The following is a 16,778-nucleotide window of genomic DNA, read 5'->3' as shown; positions in this document are numbered from 1 at the left end:
TAGAGGATAGAACCTCTTTTGAAAGAACCGGGGAGTGTCTGAACACCTGCCAAAAGGCAGCATGCGAGTTGCCCCGGCGAGTGAGGAAGAGCGTTGTACCCGGCATACAAAGAAAGTCACCCATAAAAAACCCCGGCACACTGGCCGGGGTTTTTATTTATTGCGGTAAAACGCTACACGCTTAGTAACTTTTTACCGATACGCCTCAGGGCTTGGACAAGCGCACATTAAATTCCGGTCCCCATAAACATCGTCAATCCGGGTAACGGTTGGCCAGAACTTGTTCTCGGCTACATAAGCTACCGGGAAGGCGCCGTAGGTGCGCTCGTAGGCGCGGTCCCACGCCGGGTCGAGAATATCGGCCATGGTGTGCGGCGCGTAAGCCAGTGGGTTGTTGTCTACTGTCCACTCGCCTGCTTCTACCTTGGCAATCTCGGCGCGGATGCTGGTCATCGCTTCGATAAACTTATCCAGCTCGGCTTTGCTTTCTGACTCAGTTGGCTCAATCATCAGCGTGCCGGCAACCGGGAAGCTCATCGTCGGTGAGTGGTAGCCGTAGTCCATTAATCGCTTGGCTATATCCATTTCAGTAATACCGCTGGCGTCTTTTAACGGCCGGATGTCGATAATACATTCGTGCGCTACCCGGCCGTTGGTGCCGCGGTACAGTACCGGAAATAACGGGTCGAGTTTTTTCGCCATATAGTTGGCATTTAAAATAGCGAACTCGGTGGCCTGCTTTAAGCCTTCGCTGCCCATCATGGCGATATACATCCAGCTGATAGGTAAAATGCCGGCGCTACCAAACTGAGCTGCCGCTACTGCACCGTTGTTGTCTCCGGTGCCGTCAATTTTTACTACCGGGTGGTTGGGTAAAAATGGCGCTAAATGGCTTTTCACACCGATAGGGCCCATGCCCGGGCCGCCGCCGCCGTGCGGAATACAGAAGGTTTTATGCAGGTTTAAGTGCGATACGTCTGAGCCGATAAAGCCTGGCGAGGTTAAGCCTACCTGGGCGTTCATATTGGCGCCGTCCATATACACCTGACCACCGTAAGAGTGAACGATGTCGCACAGCTCCTGAATGCTCTCTTCAAATACACCGTGAGTAGACGGATAGGTAACCATAATGGCCGCTAAGCGATCGCCCACTTCTGCTGCCTTGGCTTTGAGATCGGCCATATCGATGTTGCCCGACTTGTCACAGTCGACCAGTACCACGTCATAGCTGGCCATTGCTGCAGTTGCCGGGTTAGTGCCGTGTGCGGATACCGGAATTAAGCAGATATTACGATGACCTTCACCACGGCTTTCGTGGTACTTACGAATCGCTACCATACCGGCGTACTCACCCTGAGCGCCTGAGTTAGGCTGCATAGAGATATTGTCATAACCGGTAATATTGACCAGCCAGTCGCCCAGTTCAGTGATCATTTCGTAGTAACCTTCGGCCTGATCGCGCGGCACGAATGGGTGCAGCGAGCCGAACTCCGGCCAGGTGATCGGGATCATCTCGGCGGTGGCGTTCAGCTTCATGGTGCATGAGCCTAAGCTGATCATCGAATGGTTTAGCGCCAAGTCTTTATTTTCCAGCTTTTTGATATAACGCAGCATCTCAGTTTCACTGTGATACTGGTTAAATACCGGATGGCTTAATACAGCTGAAGTCCGTGCCAGTTCTGCCGGAATAGACGCAGAGCCATTGGCAACAATATCGCTATCCAGCGTGTCAACATCCAGACCGTGATCGGTGCCTAAAACAATATCAAACAGCTGGGCAAGATCAGCAGCCTGCGTGGCTTCGCTGAAGCTGACTGCCAGGCTGTCGTTGACGTCGGTACGCAGGTTGACGCCGGCAGCCAGAGCCCGCTTAACCACGGCAGCGCGATCAGTTACTTTGAAAGTAACAGTATCGAACCAGTGGCTATTAACTAACTCAACGCCTTTGGCTTTGATGCCGGCGGCGAAGATATCGGCACTGCGGTGAATGCGCTCAGCAATGTCTTTTAAGCCTTGCGGGCCGTGGTATACCGCATAGAAAGAGGCGATATTGGCCAGTAATACCTGGGCAGTACAAATGTTCGAGTTAGCTTTTTCGCGGCGGATATGCTGCTCGCGGGTTTGCATCGCCATCCGCAGCGCCTGATCACCGCGACGGTCTTTCGACACGCCAATAATCCGGCCCGGCATCGATCGTTTATAAGCATCGCGGGTAGCAAAGAAAGCGGCATGCGGGCCGCCGTAGGCCATCGGCACGCCAAAGCGTTGCATTGAGCCCAGCACCACGTCGGCACCCAGTTCACCCGGCGATTTTAACAGCATTAAGGCCATCGGATCAGTGGCCACTGCCACTACCGCTTTTTTCGCTTGCAGCGCAGCAATTAACGCGCTGTCATTACGGATATCACCGTTAGTGGTCGGGTACTGAATTAAGGCACCGAACACCTCGTGGCTGGCGGCCTCTTCGGCTTTGCCAATCACAATATCAAAACCAAACATTTCGGCGCGGGTTTTTACCACGTCGATGGTTTGCGGGTGCACATCGTCACTAATAAAGTACAGGTTAGCTTTGCTTTTACTGACCCGTTTGGCTAATGCCATGGCTTCAGCGGCGGCGGTGGCCTCGTCCAGCAATGAGGCACTGGCCAGCTCCATGCCGGTTAAATCTAATGACATTTGCTGGAAATTTAACAGCGCTTCTAAGCGGCCCTGAGCAATTTCCGGCTGATATGGCGTATAGGCCGTATACCAGCCCGGATTTTCCAGCACATTACGTAAAATAACATTCGGGGTAAGCGTTGGGTGATAACCCATACCAATGTATGACTTATACATTTTGTTTTTCGCTGCCACCGCCTTTAAATGCGTTAACGCATCATTTTCAGTGCGGCTGTCACCGGTTGCCAGGGGTTTGGGTAAGCGGATACTGGCCGGTACGGTTTGAGCAATCAGCGTTTCCATGCTATCAACGCCAAGTTCAGCCAGCATAGCGGCAGTTTCAGCCTCGTCCGGGCCAATATGGCGTTGAATAAATTCGTCGTGGTTCGCAAGTTGCGACAGGGTTTTCACAGCGGTATGGGTCATGCCTTGAATGTCCTAGTAATGTTACAGCGTGCAGCACAGCTGTTAGTAAGATAAAGCCCCGAAAGTGTACGGGGCTTTATGCTATAGCGATCTGTTTATTAAGCTTCGTCGATGCTGCTTTTATAACCGGCAGCATCTAATAAGGCCTCCAGCTCGGCTTCATCGCTGGCTTTAATTTTAAACATCCAGCCGTCGGTGTAGGGGCTGGCATTAACCTGCTCGGGTGAGTCGGCCAGGGCTTCGTTAATTTCTACTATTTCGCCAGACAGCGGTGCGTAGATGTCAGAGGCGGCTTTTACCGATTCCGCTACTGCGCAATCATCGCCCTGAGTCACGCTGTCGCCTACTTCCGGCAGCTCAACGAATACCATATCACCCAGCAGCTCCTGGGCGTGCTCGGTAATACCTACGGTGAACACACCGTCGCCGTCGTTACGAACCCATTCGTGGCTGGTTGCATATTTTAATTCTGTAGGGATAGAGCTCATTATCAATTCCTTAGCTGTCTTTAACTTTCTAATTTAGTTATTACGTGATGTGCTACGTGTTTTATTTTAGATGACTTTTTTACCCATGCGTACAAACGCCGGTTTAACCACCTTAACACTAACCAGTTTGCCGCGAATATCCACTTCAGCTGTGTCGCCGGTGTTAGCAGGCACCCGCGCCATCGCAATACTGTAACCCAGCGTGGGCGAAAAGGTACCTGAGGTAATCACCCCTTCGCCGCCGTCAACCACCACCCGCTGGCCGTGACGCAATACCCCTTTTTGCTCCATTACCAGACCAACCAGCTTATCAGTACCCGCTGCCTTTTGTTCAGTTAACGCCGCACGGCCAATAAAGTTGCGCTCTTCCGGGCTCCAGGCAATAGTCCAGCCCATGTTAGCCGCCAGTGGCGATACGGTTTCGTCCATATCCTGGCCATATAAATTCATGCCGGCTTCTAAACGCAGAGTATCCCGTGCGCCTAACCCTGCTGGCGCCACACCTGCCTCCAGCAGTTTTTGCCAGAAATCAGCGGCCTGATCTTCCGGCATCGCAATTTCATAACCATCTTCACCGGTGTAACCGGTGGTGGCAATAAATAAGTCGCCGGCCTGCTTGCCAAAAAACGGCTTCATGCCCTCAACCGCGGCTTGTTGCTCAGCGCTTAATAAGGTCGCCACTTTCGCTTTGGCATTCGGGCCCTGCACCGCAATCATCGCAAATTCCGGCCGCTCGGTTACTGTTACCTCAAAGGCTTTAGCTTCAGCAGTAATGTGGGCCAGGTCTTTTTCACGGGTCGCTGAATTGACCACTAACCGGAAAAACCCGTCCTGGATAAAGTAAACAATTAAATCGTCAATGACGCCGCCTTGCTCGTTCAGCATACCGGTATACAGCGCTTTGCCGGGCACGGTCAGTTTAGCCACGTCGTTCGCCAGCAAATAGCGTAAAAACTCCCGGGTATTGCTACCGGTTAAGTCAACAATGGTCATATGAGAAACGTCGAACATACCGGTATCGCGGCGCACAGCATGGTGCTCTTCAATTTGTGAGCCGTAGTTAATTGGCATATCCCAGCCAAAAAAATCGACCATTTTGGCACCAGCAGCAAGGTGGCAGGCATGTAACGCGGTTTTTTGAGCCATTATTTTTTCCTACTTATTGTGAGGGCCACAAGCGGTAAAACCAACAATAGCAATAAGCCTTATTTTTCAGGCTATTACGTAAAAATGTTAAGCTTGAGACTAAAAATACCGCTCGATTATACCGCATAGCCCCCGTGGCAAACAGCCCAATTTGGATTACTTTTTGTAATGCGACAGCTACTGTTACAAATAAAACTAAGGCAAAACATCAACTGTCGAAGTGGTTTTTTTCACCAACTCAGGTAAGTCGCCTTTCAGGCCCAGCGCATAAGCCATCAGTTGCTGTTTCAGCAATGGCAGACGATCTGCCGCCACTAAACCGAGGCCGCGCAATAGTTTTACCAGCGGCAGTTTGGCGGTAAAACCGCGTTTAAAGGCTTCCATGGCAACAATCATGCTTTGCGCTTCGGCTTTGCGCCAGCGCTCATAGCGGCGCAGCATGGTAGTTGCGGCGATATCTTCGCCCACTGCTTGCTGCCCTGCTATTAACTGAGCCAGCGCCGCGACGTCCATCAGGCCCAGGTTCATGCCCTGGCCAGCCAGCGGATGAATACTATGCGCTGCATCGGCCACCAACACCACCCTGCCCAGTTGCCAGCTGCTGGCATAGCGCATGGTTAAACCAAAGGCCTGGCGCTCACTAACAAGTTCTACCGGCCCTAAAACGGCCTGACTGGCCCCGCAAAGTGCCTGGGCGAAGGCAGGATCATCCAGTGCCATGAGACGTTTAGCTTCATCGGTTTCGGCGCTCCAGACAATAGAGCATAAATTACTGTCGGGCAGTGGTAATAGCGCCAGCGGGCCGCTTGGTAAGAACACCTGACGGGCGGTAAGCTGATGTGGCGCAGTGCAACGAATTTTGGCAACTATGGCGGTATGCTGATAATCCCAGTGGGTTAATGGCAGCTGCATATGCTGACGCACAAAGGAATTAACCCCGTCAGCGCCGACCAGTAGCTGGCTTAAAATAAGCTCGCTGTTATCCAGCTGCAGCATTACCTCGCGCTCGCCCTGCTTTAACTGGCTAATCTCGACATTAAAATAGCACTGGACGTTGCTAAACTGCTGTAACTGGCTAAATAGCAACTGGCGAATATGCTCGTTGTCACAAATATAACCGAGCGCATCGAGTTGCTGCTCTGCCGCTGAAAAACTAATTTTGGCGAAGCTGTCGGCTTCCCACACCTGCATATCGGTATAGGGCTGCAGCGCCCGCCAGCAGCTGCGGCCAGATCCCTACTTGCTGCAACAAAGTGCGTGAGGCCATATTTAACGCGCTGACCCGCTGGTAAGCCGGCGCAGCGTCCGTTTCGGTGGGCGCCGGGCCTTTTTCTACCAGCACTACCCGCAGTTGCTGCCTGGCCAGAAGCAGCGCCAGCGTCAGACCGGCGCTACCGCCGCCGACGATGGTGACATCAGTATTTTGCATAAGGTTGTCCCTGGCCCATTGCCTGCATGGCAAGCGGCCGTTTTAATGGATCGCATAGCAGCATTGCTGCCAGACCAGCATTGCGGGCCAGTGCCACCAGCCGTGAATTATTAGAAAAGCCCCGCACCAGCGCATCAGTAAACCAGACTACCCGCTTAATGTCCTGCTCTCGCAGCTGTTGATAGGTGCGCAGCACCTTGTAATCACCAGGATCGGAGGCCTCATTAAGCGCTAACAGTAAGGCCTGAATATCACGAATAGCCAGGTTAAAGCCCTGGCCGGCAATCGGGTGTAAATTATGTAAGCTGTTACCCAGCAACGCCGTACGATGGCGCACTATCTCATCGGGTCGGCGCAGCGTTAACGGATACTGCGCCCTGGCCCCTGCAGCAGTAAATACACCCGCCCGGTAACCAAAGGCCTGTTGAATGGCCGCAATAAAGGCCTGATCATCCAACGCTAACAGCTCGGCAGCCGCCTCGCGCGCTACTGTCCACACCAACGAGTAACGCTGGTTAGTCAACGGCAACAAGGCAATGGGGCCATGTTCGGTAAAGCGTTCAAACGCGGTATTATTATGAGGCTGCGCCAGCGCCAGATTGGCGATAATAGCGCTTTGCTGATAATCATCACTACTCATGCTAAAACCAGCTAACTGCCGGCTTTGTGATAAGCCGCCCTCGGCAATAAGCAATAAATTGCTGGTAAGCTCAGCGCCACTGCTCAGCTGCACAGTCTGGCAAGCAGTTGTCGGGGTAATAGCGGTAATAAAATCGGGCTGAAAGTACGTCAGATTGGCACGATGTGCCAGCTTAGTGCTGAGCAAGTTGCCCAGATGTTCCACTTCTAACACCTGGCCCAGCGCTGCTTGCTGATACTCACTGGCCGTTAAGCGGGTTTTACCGAAATGGCCACGATCCGACACCCAGATTTGCTCAAGCGGACAAGCGTTTGCAGCAAGAACGGGCCACAGCCCCCAACGTTGCAATAAGCTGACGCTGCCTGCAGCCAGGGCAATACTGCGGCTGTCGAAACTGGCCGGCACTGTTTCAGAGTGGCAATCTTGTCTTTCAATAATAGCAATTTGCCACTCTGGCCGGGCCTGAGCCAGACACCAGGCCAGCAGGCTACCCGCCATGCCACCGCCGGCAATAATGATATCAAACCGGCTATTGCTTTGATTAGTTGCCGGCATCAGCTGCAGCCATCAGTTGCTCTATCGCCTCTATCTCTTTTGGCACTGCTGTGGTCAGATTTTCATGGCCCTCTGCGGTCACCAGCAGATTATCTTCAATCCGGATAGCTAAGTCCCACCAGCGTGGCTCGGTTGGGCTACCTGCCGGAATATATAAACCCGGTTCGATCGTTAATACCATACCCGGCATAAAGGTTTGTTCTTCACCCTTAACTTTATAGGCACCCACATCATGCACATCCAGCCCCAGCCAGTGGCCAATACCATGAATAAAATACTGTTTGCAGGCTTTATCGCTGATAAGCTGCTGCAGTTCGCCCTGCAAGATACCCAGCCCCAGCAAGCCTTCGGTCAGCACTTGTTCAGCCGCGGCAGTCACTTTCGCAAAATTACTGCCGGGCTGCACCGCATTACAAGCGGCATACTGCGCATCCAGCACCAGCTGATACAGTTCAGCCTGCTCCGGACTGAATTTGCCCGCTACCGGAAAGGTGCGGCTAATGTCGGCCGCATAGCCTGCTAATTCACAGCCAGCGTCAATCAGCACTAAATCGCCAGCCTTCAGCTCGCTGCTGTTGTCGGTGTAATGCAAAATACAGCCATTTTCGCCGCTGCCGACGATACTGTTATAGGCCGGATAACGGGCGCCATTCAGGGCAAAGTGATGCAGAATTTCCGCTTCCAGCTGATACTCAAACCGCCCCGGGCGGCAATACTGCATGGCGCGGATATGCGCCTGAGCACTAATCTCGCCTGCCCGGCGCATCACAGCAATTTCGCTCTGATCTTTAATCAGGCGCTGTGCTGCAGTCAGCTGAGTAACATCAACCAGTTGGGCCGGTGCTTTGTCACCGCGCTTTTCGCGTTGTTTCAGCAGTTGTATTTGCGCGGTAACCTGGTGGAGCAGCGCACTGTTTTCAGTTATATCCAGGTAAACTCTGCTGCTGCCGTTTATTGCCTGTAGCAGCAAGCTACTTTGCTCAGTCAGTGCTGCCGCCTGCAGCTGCAAGGTTTCGCTGGCAGCCGCCGGGCCCAGCCTGCGGCCTTGCCATACTTCCTGTGCCGGGTCTTTGTCGCGGCAAAGCAGCTGCGCAACCGGTAAATCAGCACGGTTAGAAATAATAAGTAAGGCATCAGGTTCGTTAAAACCGGTGTAATACCAGAAGTCGCTATGCTGGCGAAATGGATACTCGGTATCCCGGCTGCGGGTTTGCTCGCTGGCGGCACTGATCAAGGCGACGGAGTCAGGCTGCAACGCTGCTGCTAACTGCGCCCGTCGCTGAACAAAAACAGAGTTTTCCATTGCATTCCTTTAAAGGTAAAAGTGAGCTGGCAAAACGAGATTAATGCAGGGTTTTGCCATGTGGTGGCTGTGGGCTGTATTTCAGGCCGACTTCATTAAAACAACACAGCACCATGATCCGCACATGCTCCAGCACCAGATAATAGGCTTCTTCATTTTCATCGTTGCTGCCATCAGTTACGGTATGAATATCGACCCGGGTCACTTCAGTCAGCTGGTCCAGCGCTTCGCGTACATCTTCTGCAACCAGCGACAAATCGGTTTGTTGTACCGCAAACCCCACCAGAAACGCTTGTGACCATTCTACCAGCGCTTCCAACCGCTCAAACAAGGCATCGTCATCGCTGGGCAATAACACACTAAAAGAAAAATCACCCTGATTCAGGCTGGTTGCCGTGGCGTCAACCAGTGACTGTACCTGCTTTTCCAGCGTTGCCGGCAAAGCCTGACCATCGTTCAGAAAATCGTACAGTACCGGCAGCAGTGATTTGGCATCGGCTTTGACGCCAGCACTTAACATACCAGCAATTAAACCATGCAGCTCAGCGGCTGAGGCCATCACGTGAGCTTGTTCCAGCTCACTGCTCCAGCGGTCATAACTTTGGATAAGGGGGTTAGTCATAAGCTAATCTTCACAAGTTTTCTCGGCAATATCCTACCACTGCCGCAGGGCAACTGCCAGTAAGCTGCCACACCTTTACAGCTGCAGGATATCTGCGCACCCGCAAAGCATTTGTTGGCCGCCCCCTTATAAGGTGTTAGTTCAGCTGCTATACTTACGGCGTTCTCTGGGTTGTTTGTAATGTTATTGACGTCCCTGAGCCGATAATTGTTTTATCCAGGAATTCTTTTGTGTGGCTTTTGTGCAGGCCCGGCTTGTACCGGGAAGCCTACGGCAACCATGAGTCTTCCGCCTTGAACCCTGGGTTCAAGGGCTTAAATAACTAACGGCAACCTGGAGAACCCTACTTCTTTTAAACTGTATATTTCAGCGTTATTGGCAGCGAAGTTATTTTGATGGCACACCTGCAGCAACCTGTTCCGCCGACACTCCCCGAATCCCGTCAGGCCCTGCGCCAGCACGTGCGGCGTTTACGTCAGCAATTATCTGCAGCTGAGCAAACAGCAGCGGCAACTGAGCTTGCCCGCCACATATCCGGCAATGACTGGCTTCAGGCAAAGCAACATTTCGCACTGTATCTGGCCAACGACGCCGAGCTGAATACCGAACCATTAATAAAAGCATTATGGCAAGCCGGTAAAAATGTTTACCTGCCGGTTTTACATCCTTTTAGCCCTGGCTATCTGCTATTTCTGCACTACGACAGCCGCACTGAACTGCAACCAAACCGTTTTGGCATACTCGAACCCCGGCTTAATTGCGCCAGAGTGATGCCCGTTGCCGCACTCGACATTATCTTTACCCCGCTGGTGGCGTTTGATGCCACAGGCAACCGGCTGGGCATGGGCGGTGGTTTTTATGATCGTACCTTGTCGCAACTCCCCGCCGACAGCTCCTGTCAGGTTATCGGCCTGGCGCATAACTGCCAGCAAGTTGCTGCCGTACCCGTTGCAGCCTGGGATATTCCGCTGCAGCAGCTGATAACACCTGCTCAGTATTTTGATTTTCGAAAACGTTAAAGCAGGCCAGAAACCCGATCTGGTCATCACAGAGTGTCTGAGCCCTGCCGCAGGCATTAGGGCGAGTTGCTGTGATGAGCCAGGGCGGGTATTGTGGCCGGCGCTCAGTTCGATGAACCATCTGTTAAACTGTTTTGCAATTTTTCGACTTTTGCTCTTTAGTCTGAAGCCGCTTTCGATATAATATCCATCTGTACGGCTAAACGCTAAAACCCGCTGCCATAAAAGAGACCTGCCATGACCCAAGATGAAATGAAACGCCACGCTGCCTGGGCTGCCCTGCAATTTATCAGCAAAGACAGTATTGTCGGGGTGGGTACCGGCTCTACCGTTAATCATTTTATTGATGCCCTAGCCAGCATTAAAGATGAAATCCGGGGCGCAGTTTCAAGCTCTGAGCAATCCACCGCCAAATTAAAGCAGCTGGGTATTGCGGTACTGGATTTAAATGACATCAGCGAGCTAAGTATTTATATCGACGGTGCCGATGAAATCAACGGCCACAAACAGATGATTAAAGGCGGCGGCGCGGCCTTAACCCGTGAAAAAATTGTTGCGGCAGTAGCTGAAACCTTTGTTTGTATTGTTGATAGCACAAAACAGGTTGATGTGCTGGGCCGTTTTCCACTGCCAATAGAAGTGATCCCGATGGCCAGCAGTTATGTCAGCCGCCAATTGCAAAAGCTGGGCGCGAGGCCAGTACTGCGTCAGGGTGTTATTACCGACAATGGTAACCAGATAATCGATGCCCATGACTTGCAAATTTCTGATCCGCTGCAGCTTGAGCAGCAACTTAATAATATTGTAGGCGTGGTAACTAATGGCCTGTTTGCCCGTCGTCCGGCCGACATTGTGCTGGTTGGCAGCAGCAGTGGTACCACAATCATTAGATGAGCGGTTTAATTCGCTGCAGCGGCTAGTTTAGTTACGCATACTGACTCTTTTTTAAATTAATGTATCGAGAAAAATATGGAAAAATATTCACTGGCCAAAGATAAAATAAAAATTTTGCTGCTGGAAGGCCTGCATCAAAGTGCAGTGAAAACCTTTACTGAGCAGGGCTACACCAATATCGAATACCTGAAAACCTCGTTACCTGAAGACCAGTTGATTGAACGGATCAGCGAAGCGCATTTTGTTGGCATTCGCTCTCGTACCCAGTTAACCGAGCGGGTACTGGACGCGGCCAACAAGCTGATGGCCATCGGCTGTTTTTGTATTGGCACCAACCAGGTCGATTTAGACGCGGCGCTAAAGCGCGCTATCCCGGTATTTAATGCACCGTTCTCTAATACCCGCTCGGTTGCTGAGCTGGTATTAGGCCAGATGATAATGCTGCTGCGCGGTATTCCGCAGCGAAACGCCGCCGCCCATCGTGGTGAATGGTTAAAAACCGCTGATAACTCCTACGAAGCCCGTGGCAAAACCCTGGGGATTATCGGCTATGGCCACATCGGTACTCAGCTAAGCATTATGGCAGAGCATATCGGCATGCGGGTACAGTTTTACGATATCGAAAGCAAACTGGTACTGGGCAATGCCAATCAGGTTGATCTTACGACCTTGTTAACCACCTCAGATGTGATCAGTCTGCATGTACCGGAAACGCCGCAAACAAAAAATATGATTGCTGAGGCCGAGTTGGCACAAATGAAACAAGGCGCCATTTTAATCAATGCGTCACGCGGCACCGTAGTCGATATTGACGCGTTAACCGCCAGCCTACAGAGCAAAAAACTGGCGGGGGCCGCCATTGATGTGTTCCCGGTAGAACCTAAAGGCAACGATGAGGAGTTTATCTCACCACTGCGCGCCTTTGATAATGTCCTACTGACGCCGCATATCGGCGGCTCGACCCAGGAAGCACAGGAAAACATTGGCTATGAAGTGGCCGGCAAAATGGTCAAGTACAGCGACAATGGTTCCACCTTATCTGCAGTTAATTTCCCGGAAGTGTCGCTACCTGAGCATAAAGGCCGCTCCCGCCTGCTGCATATCCATAAAAACCAGCCCGGCATGATGACTAAAATCAACGAGACGTTTGCCAAGCACAATATCAATATCTCCGGCCAGTATTTGCAGACCGTGCAGGATATTGGTTATGTGGTAATTGATGTTGATTCAGAAGACCATGAACTGGCCCTAAATGAGTTAAAAGCTATTCCGGGTACGTTAAGGGCAAGGGTACTGCATTAATTTAGACAGCTGGCTAGCAGACAACGGCTAGCCAGCTAAAGCATCCATTAAAAGGTATAAACCAGCGACGCCGCAGTTTCGGTGTCCATGGTTTTTAAATTGCCCTCTGGCCTTGAGTTATGCCGGGCCACAAAGCTGAAACGCATCGATAATTTATCAAACAGCTGTGAGGTGATACTGCTGCGGCTGACAAAGGTTGAGTTAGCGCCATCGAGTGACACCGAGCCTTCAAAGGTTTGCCGGAAACTGCTGCCCTCGTATATTTTTTGTTCCAGGTTAAAAGCCAGAAACCAGATTAAACCCGTATTCGTGCGACCACTGTTGCTGCGCTGATGGGCAAAACCGGGGCCAGTCTCCAGATCGATGTAGTTTGTTTGCATTTCATACACCCGATTGGCGTAGCCCACCGCCAAAGAACTCTGCACTTTAAACGCGCCAAACTGATCATACAGATAAGCACCACGGCCAAACAATGACTGACGGCCAACCAGAAACTTATAGTTACTCTGGCCAGTAATACCGTAACGTTTGGCCGTAGTAACATTATCTTTGTGCTGCGTTGCCTGATTTAATACTTTACTGCGTTGAATACGACCATACAGCTGATACTTGTTGCGGAAATATTCCATTTCATGCTGCAATTCACTGTTTATCCGGATAGAGTTCGCTTCAGTATTACCGGTGTTTATCAACAATCCCAGCTCTATGTCGCCGCCAATAGTGCCGAGAAACTCCAAAGGTAACTGAAACGTAGGTGAGTCGCCTGCTGCAACCCCATCACCGTCTGAATTAGTATCAGCGTTATCGTCGCCCCATACTGGCAAAGCGGCCGCAAACGCGACCGCCAACAACAATATAACGATTGGCCGGTTCAACACGGGATTAGCTTGCCTCTGCCCGTTTACTGATAAAGTCCAGTGCCATATCAATTCTGGCTAAGGTGCGCTCCCGGCCAACTAACCATAAAGTTTGATCCAAGGCCGGCGAATTACCGCCGCCGGTAACCGCAACCCGCATCGGCATACCGACCTTGCCCATACCCAGCCCTAACTGCTCGGCGGCGGCATTAATGGCATGGTGAATAGGCTCGACCTGCCAGTCTGTCAGCTCAGCCAGTTTTTGTTTTACCAGTGCCAGTGGCTCGGCGGCAACCGGCCGTAAATGCTTTTTAGCCGCATTTTCTTCAAATTCACTGAAGTCTTCATAGAAATAACGGCTGACTTCTACCAGTTCTGTTAAGGTTTTAACCCGCTCGCCCTGCACAGCAATTACCGCTTCAATAGCCGGGCCTTTGCTGGTATCCAGCTGCTGGGCAGTTAAATGCCACTGCAGTTCTGCCGCTACCCGTGCTGGCGGCAGGGTTTTAATATAGTGTTGGTTTAACCACAACAGTTTCTCGGTGTTAAAAGCCGAGGGCGCCCGGTTGCAGTCGGCCAGGTCAAACAGTTCGATTAATTCTGCTTTACTGAAAATTTCCTGATCGCCATGCGACCAGCCCAACCGCACCAGATAGTTGATTAATGCCTCAGGCAAAAAGCCGTTATCACGATACTGCATTACCCCAACAGCACCATGGCGTTTTGATAAACGTTTGCCGTCATCACCCAAAATCATCGGTACGTGGGCATATTTGGGAATATCTGCACCCAACGCCGCCAGAATATTCATTTGCCGCGGGGTGTTATTAACATGATCATCGCCACGGATAACATGGGTAATGCCCATTTTCCAGTCATCCACTACCACCGTCAGATTATAGGTTGGGGTACCGTCACTGCGGGCAATAATTAAATCGTCCAGTTCGCTATTGGCAATTTCAATCCGGCCTTTAATCATGTCATCGATGACCACCACGCCCTGTTGTGGGTTTTTAAAGCGGATCACAAAGGGTTTGTCTGCCGGATGATCAGTACGGTCACGCCACATGCCGTTGTATTTTGGTTTTTCACCGGCGGCCATTTGCGCTTCGCGCATCGCGTCGACTTCTTCTGCCGTACAAAAACACTTATAGGCTTTACCTTCAGCCAGCAATTGCGCCACGACCTCTTTATACAAGTCAAAACGCTGGGTCTGATAATACGGGCCCTCGTCGTGCTCCAGCCCCAGCCAGTGCATTCCCTCTAAAATGGCATCAACCGAGGCCTGGTTAGAGCGCTCAATATCGGTGTCTTCAATCCGCAGAATAAACTTACCGCCACGTTTTTTAGCGTAAAGCCAGCTGTATAACGCAGTACGGGCACCACCAACATGCAAATAGCCGGTAGGGCTTGGCGCAAAACGGGTAACTAACGACATATCTAATCCAAAATAGGCGAAAACTGAGTTGGCGCTATTGTAACAATGCTAACGTAATGATGCACCACCTGCGCGCAGCCATTCATCGGCCATTTCAACCCAAAAGCCGCTGATGTTTACTTTTGCAGCAATCAAACCGCTTTTTAAAAAATAAAGTTGACAGTAAATTCATGCTCCCTATAATGAGCGCCATCAAACAGCGTGGATTGTTAGCTCAGCTGGGAGAGCACCGCCCTTACAAGGCGGGGGTCACTGGTTCGAACCCAGTACAATCCACCAATTTGATGTCTTATCATGAAGAGCACCGCCCGCTCTTTACGACGAGACGGTGATAACTGGCTCAACCCAGTACAATCCACCAATTTGATTTCAGAAAACTTAAGTATATCTCCCGTGGATTGTTAGCTCAGCTGGGAGAGCACCGCCCTTACAAGGCGGGGGTCACTGGTTCGAACCCAGTACAATCCACCACTTCTTGACTAAATACCATAGCAAAGCAGCGCCCTCTCCTATAAATTATTTCTTTTGCTCTGGCTGTTGTTGCTTTTTCTGCTGCGCCTGCACTATCCGCCGCATAATATCTTTCCATGACACTATGCCAATTAACTTTTTCTGACTATCAATCACCAGTAAACAACTGATATTGCGTTCAACCAGAATACTGGCTGCCTGCAAAATGCCGGTATCTGCGGACACGCTGAACACCGGCGACGACATGACCTGGCCAACCTTGCGCTTTTGCATGTACAGTTCAATGGTGCTTTCAGATGCTGAGTCTAAAACCGAACTTAACACTTTAAAATAATCCTTCACCGACACTATACCAATCGGCTGCTGCAGGCTGTTCACCACTGGCACATGCTGAAACTTTGTCTCGATAAACAAAGTGCGTAAACTGGCAAGGCTGGCATCTTCTGTTGTTACCCGCACTTTCCTGGTCATAATTGACGCTAATGCCATATTTTGCCCCTTAGCTTTTTAAAAAAGATGCCATAGAACCCTAATTCAAGCCATTAATTTCAGACAAAAAAAAGGGGCGTTAGCCCCTTACATACGTTTAAATCTGAGTTACCGGATTCGACGTCTCAATAAAAACAAGCCCAAGGCCATTAATGACAGGCTGGCTGGTACTGGAACATCTACCGCATTAACCACAACACGCATTGCTGAGCGGGTCAACTCTGTGCCATTGGTATCTGACGCGGTAAGAGCAAAGGTATACTCACCAGTTACATCAGGGTTAAAGCTACCGGCCGGCGACGTGATAAAGGGCAGCAGATCATCACTTAAAAACCCAAACATCAGATTCTGTGAACCCTGAACAACACCGTCCTGAAAAAGCATATTGAGATTAATTACACCATGAGTAGCCTGAGCGTTACCTACCACAGGGTCAAAATCATAATATAGATTAAAATCGTAATTATTCAGTGAGTAGTCGCCGACGATATTAACAAAAAAGTTAAAATTCCAGGTCGCGCCTTCCAGTGAAGAACTTGGTGGTACGTTTGAACCCGCTGAAGCATAAAAAGTCCCGGCGCCGTCATTACTTTCTAATAGATTTTCATAACGGCCGTGAGACGACAATCCAAGGGAGATGGTATTTAAATCCCGACACCTTATTGTACATATTTGAGTAGTATATTCAGAGATCGCTACCGCATCATTTGGAATACCACTACCACCCCAGTTTGCCTCAGGCAACGGACCAAAAGTGTCGTAGGCCGGAGTGATTAATGCTGCATAGGCTGACCCTGTCAGACTCCCAACCACTACCAAAGCTTTTATAGCTAAACCGAATTTATTGCTTGCCTTTATAATATCCAAATCGTATCTCCTTAATTCGACTGCTAATCGATTGGTTTGTTTTATCACTAACACATCAACCTTAATTCCGAGGTTGCTAATGCAGGCGGCAAGAGACTAGCAATTACTGTTCCTATTATTTTTAAATAATAAAAAACAGATACTTAAAAAATATTTACTGAAAAATTCCGTTTC

At 50.6% G+C, this 16,778-nt stretch carries 15 protein-coding genes, 2 tRNA genes and 1 other RNA gene; 6 read left to right on the top strand and 12 right to left on the bottom strand.

Annotation, left to right across the window (positions count from 1 at the left end; translation table 11 throughout):
- Window positions 1–192 precede the first annotated feature (192 nt).
- From gcvP to KG631_RS16475, 8 genes are all read right to left on the bottom strand, one after another.
- The gene (gcvP, locus tag KG631_RS16505; RefSeq protein ID WP_214000747.1) at window positions 193–3,084 is read right to left on the bottom strand and encodes an aminomethyl-transferring glycine dehydrogenase; all 2,892 of its coding nucleotides are present in this window, start codon (window positions 3,082–3,084) and stop codon (window positions 193–195) included.
- Window positions 3,085–3,182: 98 nt separating this feature from the next.
- The gene (gene gcvH, locus KG631_RS16500) at window positions 3,183–3,572 is read right to left on the bottom strand and encodes a glycine cleavage system protein GcvH (RefSeq protein ID WP_214000746.1); all 390 of its coding nucleotides are present in this window, start codon (window positions 3,570–3,572) and stop codon (window positions 3,183–3,185) included.
- A gap of 66 nt (window positions 3,573–3,638) precedes the next feature.
- The gene (gcvT, locus tag KG631_RS16495; RefSeq protein WP_214000745.1) at window positions 3,639–4,718 is read right to left on the bottom strand and encodes a glycine cleavage system aminomethyltransferase GcvT; all 1,080 of its coding nucleotides are present in this window, start codon (window positions 4,716–4,718) and stop codon (window positions 3,639–3,641) included.
- A 195-nt stretch (window positions 4,719–4,913) separates the two neighbouring features.
- On the bottom strand, window positions 4,914–5,909 hold the full coding sequence (locus tag KG631_RS16490; RefSeq protein ID WP_301003941.1) for an FAD-dependent monooxygenase: 996 nt from the start codon (window positions 5,907–5,909) through the stop codon (window positions 4,914–4,916).
- A complete protein-coding gene (locus KG631_RS19120; RefSeq protein ID WP_301003940.1) occupies window positions 5,872–6,147 on the bottom strand; it encodes an FAD-dependent oxidoreductase in 276 nt (91 codons plus the stop codon). Before KG631_RS19120 ends, KG631_RS16490 begins: the two co-directional genes overlap by 38 nt.
- Window positions 6,134–7,342: a 2-octaprenyl-6-methoxyphenyl hydroxylase gene (gene ubiH, locus KG631_RS16485; protein ID WP_214000744.1), complete on the bottom strand. Its 1,209-nt coding sequence runs from the start codon at window positions 7,340–7,342 to the stop codon at window positions 6,134–6,136. The genes KG631_RS19120 and ubiH overlap by 14 nt, the downstream gene beginning before the upstream one ends.
- Window positions 7,329–8,645 carry a Xaa-Pro aminopeptidase gene (gene pepP / locus KG631_RS16480; protein WP_214000743.1) on the bottom strand — a complete coding sequence of 439 codons (1,317 nt, stop codon included), beginning with the start codon at window positions 8,643–8,645 and terminating at the stop codon, window positions 7,329–7,331. The genes ubiH and pepP overlap by 14 nt, the downstream gene beginning before the upstream one ends.
- A gap of 40 nt (window positions 8,646–8,685) precedes the next feature.
- Window positions 8,686–9,267: a UPF0149 family protein gene (locus tag KG631_RS16475; RefSeq protein ID WP_214000742.1), complete on the bottom strand. Its 582-nt coding sequence runs from the start codon at window positions 9,265–9,267 to the stop codon at window positions 8,686–8,688.
- Window positions 9,268–9,427: 160 nt separating this feature from the next.
- Between KG631_RS16475 and ssrS the strand changes: the two genes are divergently transcribed.
- From ssrS to serA, 4 genes are all read left to right on the top strand, one after another.
- A non-coding RNA gene (gene ssrS, locus KG631_RS16470) (6S RNA) lies at window positions 9,428–9,611 on the top strand.
- A gap of 51 nt (window positions 9,612–9,662) precedes the next feature.
- Window positions 9,663–10,286, top strand: a complete 624-nt coding sequence (locus KG631_RS16465) for a 5-formyltetrahydrofolate cyclo-ligase (protein WP_214001018.1) — start codon at window positions 9,663–9,665, stop codon at window positions 10,284–10,286.
- 237 nt (window positions 10,287–10,523) lie between these two features.
- Window positions 10,524–11,180, top strand: coding sequence for a ribose-5-phosphate isomerase RpiA (rpiA, locus tag KG631_RS16460; RefSeq protein WP_214000741.1), 657 nt, complete (start codon window positions 10,524–10,526; stop codon window positions 11,178–11,180).
- A 75-nt stretch (window positions 11,181–11,255) separates the two neighbouring features.
- Window positions 11,256–12,482: a phosphoglycerate dehydrogenase gene (serA, locus tag KG631_RS16455; protein ID WP_214000740.1), complete on the top strand. Its 1,227-nt coding sequence runs from the start codon at window positions 11,256–11,258 to the stop codon at window positions 12,480–12,482.
- Window positions 12,483–12,529: 47 nt separating this feature from the next.
- On the opposite strand, the gene KG631_RS16450 is transcribed toward serA, so the two are convergent.
- Window positions 12,530–13,360 (bottom strand): DUF481 domain-containing protein, encoded by an 831-nt coding sequence (locus KG631_RS16450; protein WP_365869287.1) that lies wholly within the window; start codon window positions 13,358–13,360, stop codon window positions 12,530–12,532.
- Window positions 13,361–13,364: 4 nt separating this feature from the next.
- A complete protein-coding gene (gene gltX, locus KG631_RS16445; RefSeq protein WP_214000739.1) occupies window positions 13,365–14,777 on the bottom strand; it encodes a glutamate--tRNA ligase in 1,413 nt (470 codons plus the stop codon).
- A 203-nt stretch (window positions 14,778–14,980) separates the two neighbouring features.
- On the opposite strand from gltX, the gene KG631_RS16440 reads away from it, so the two are divergent.
- Window positions 14,981–15,056, top strand: a tRNA-Val gene (locus KG631_RS16440).
- A 116-nt stretch (window positions 15,057–15,172) separates the two neighbouring features.
- Window positions 15,173–15,248 (top strand) — tRNA-Val (locus KG631_RS16435).
- A 45-nt stretch (window positions 15,249–15,293) separates the two neighbouring features.
- Here KG631_RS16435 and KG631_RS16430 read toward each other — a convergent pair.
- Window positions 15,294–15,737, bottom strand: a complete 444-nt coding sequence (locus tag KG631_RS16430) for a CBS domain-containing protein (RefSeq protein ID WP_214000738.1) — start codon at window positions 15,735–15,737, stop codon at window positions 15,294–15,296.
- Between the two features lie 108 nt (window positions 15,738–15,845).
- A complete protein-coding gene (locus KG631_RS16425) occupies window positions 15,846–16,604 on the bottom strand; it encodes a hypothetical protein (RefSeq protein WP_214000737.1) in 759 nt (252 codons plus the stop codon).
- Window positions 16,605–16,778 lie beyond the last annotated feature (174 nt).

Origin of the sequence: Arsukibacterium sp., from assembly GCF_018402695.1 — a bacterium.
In the GTDB taxonomy this organism is placed as follows: Bacteria; Pseudomonadota; Gammaproteobacteria; order Enterobacterales; family Alteromonadaceae; genus Alishewanella.
The sequence above is the reverse complement of the archived record's forward strand: the minus strand, read 5'-3'. Positions and strand labels throughout refer to the sequence as shown.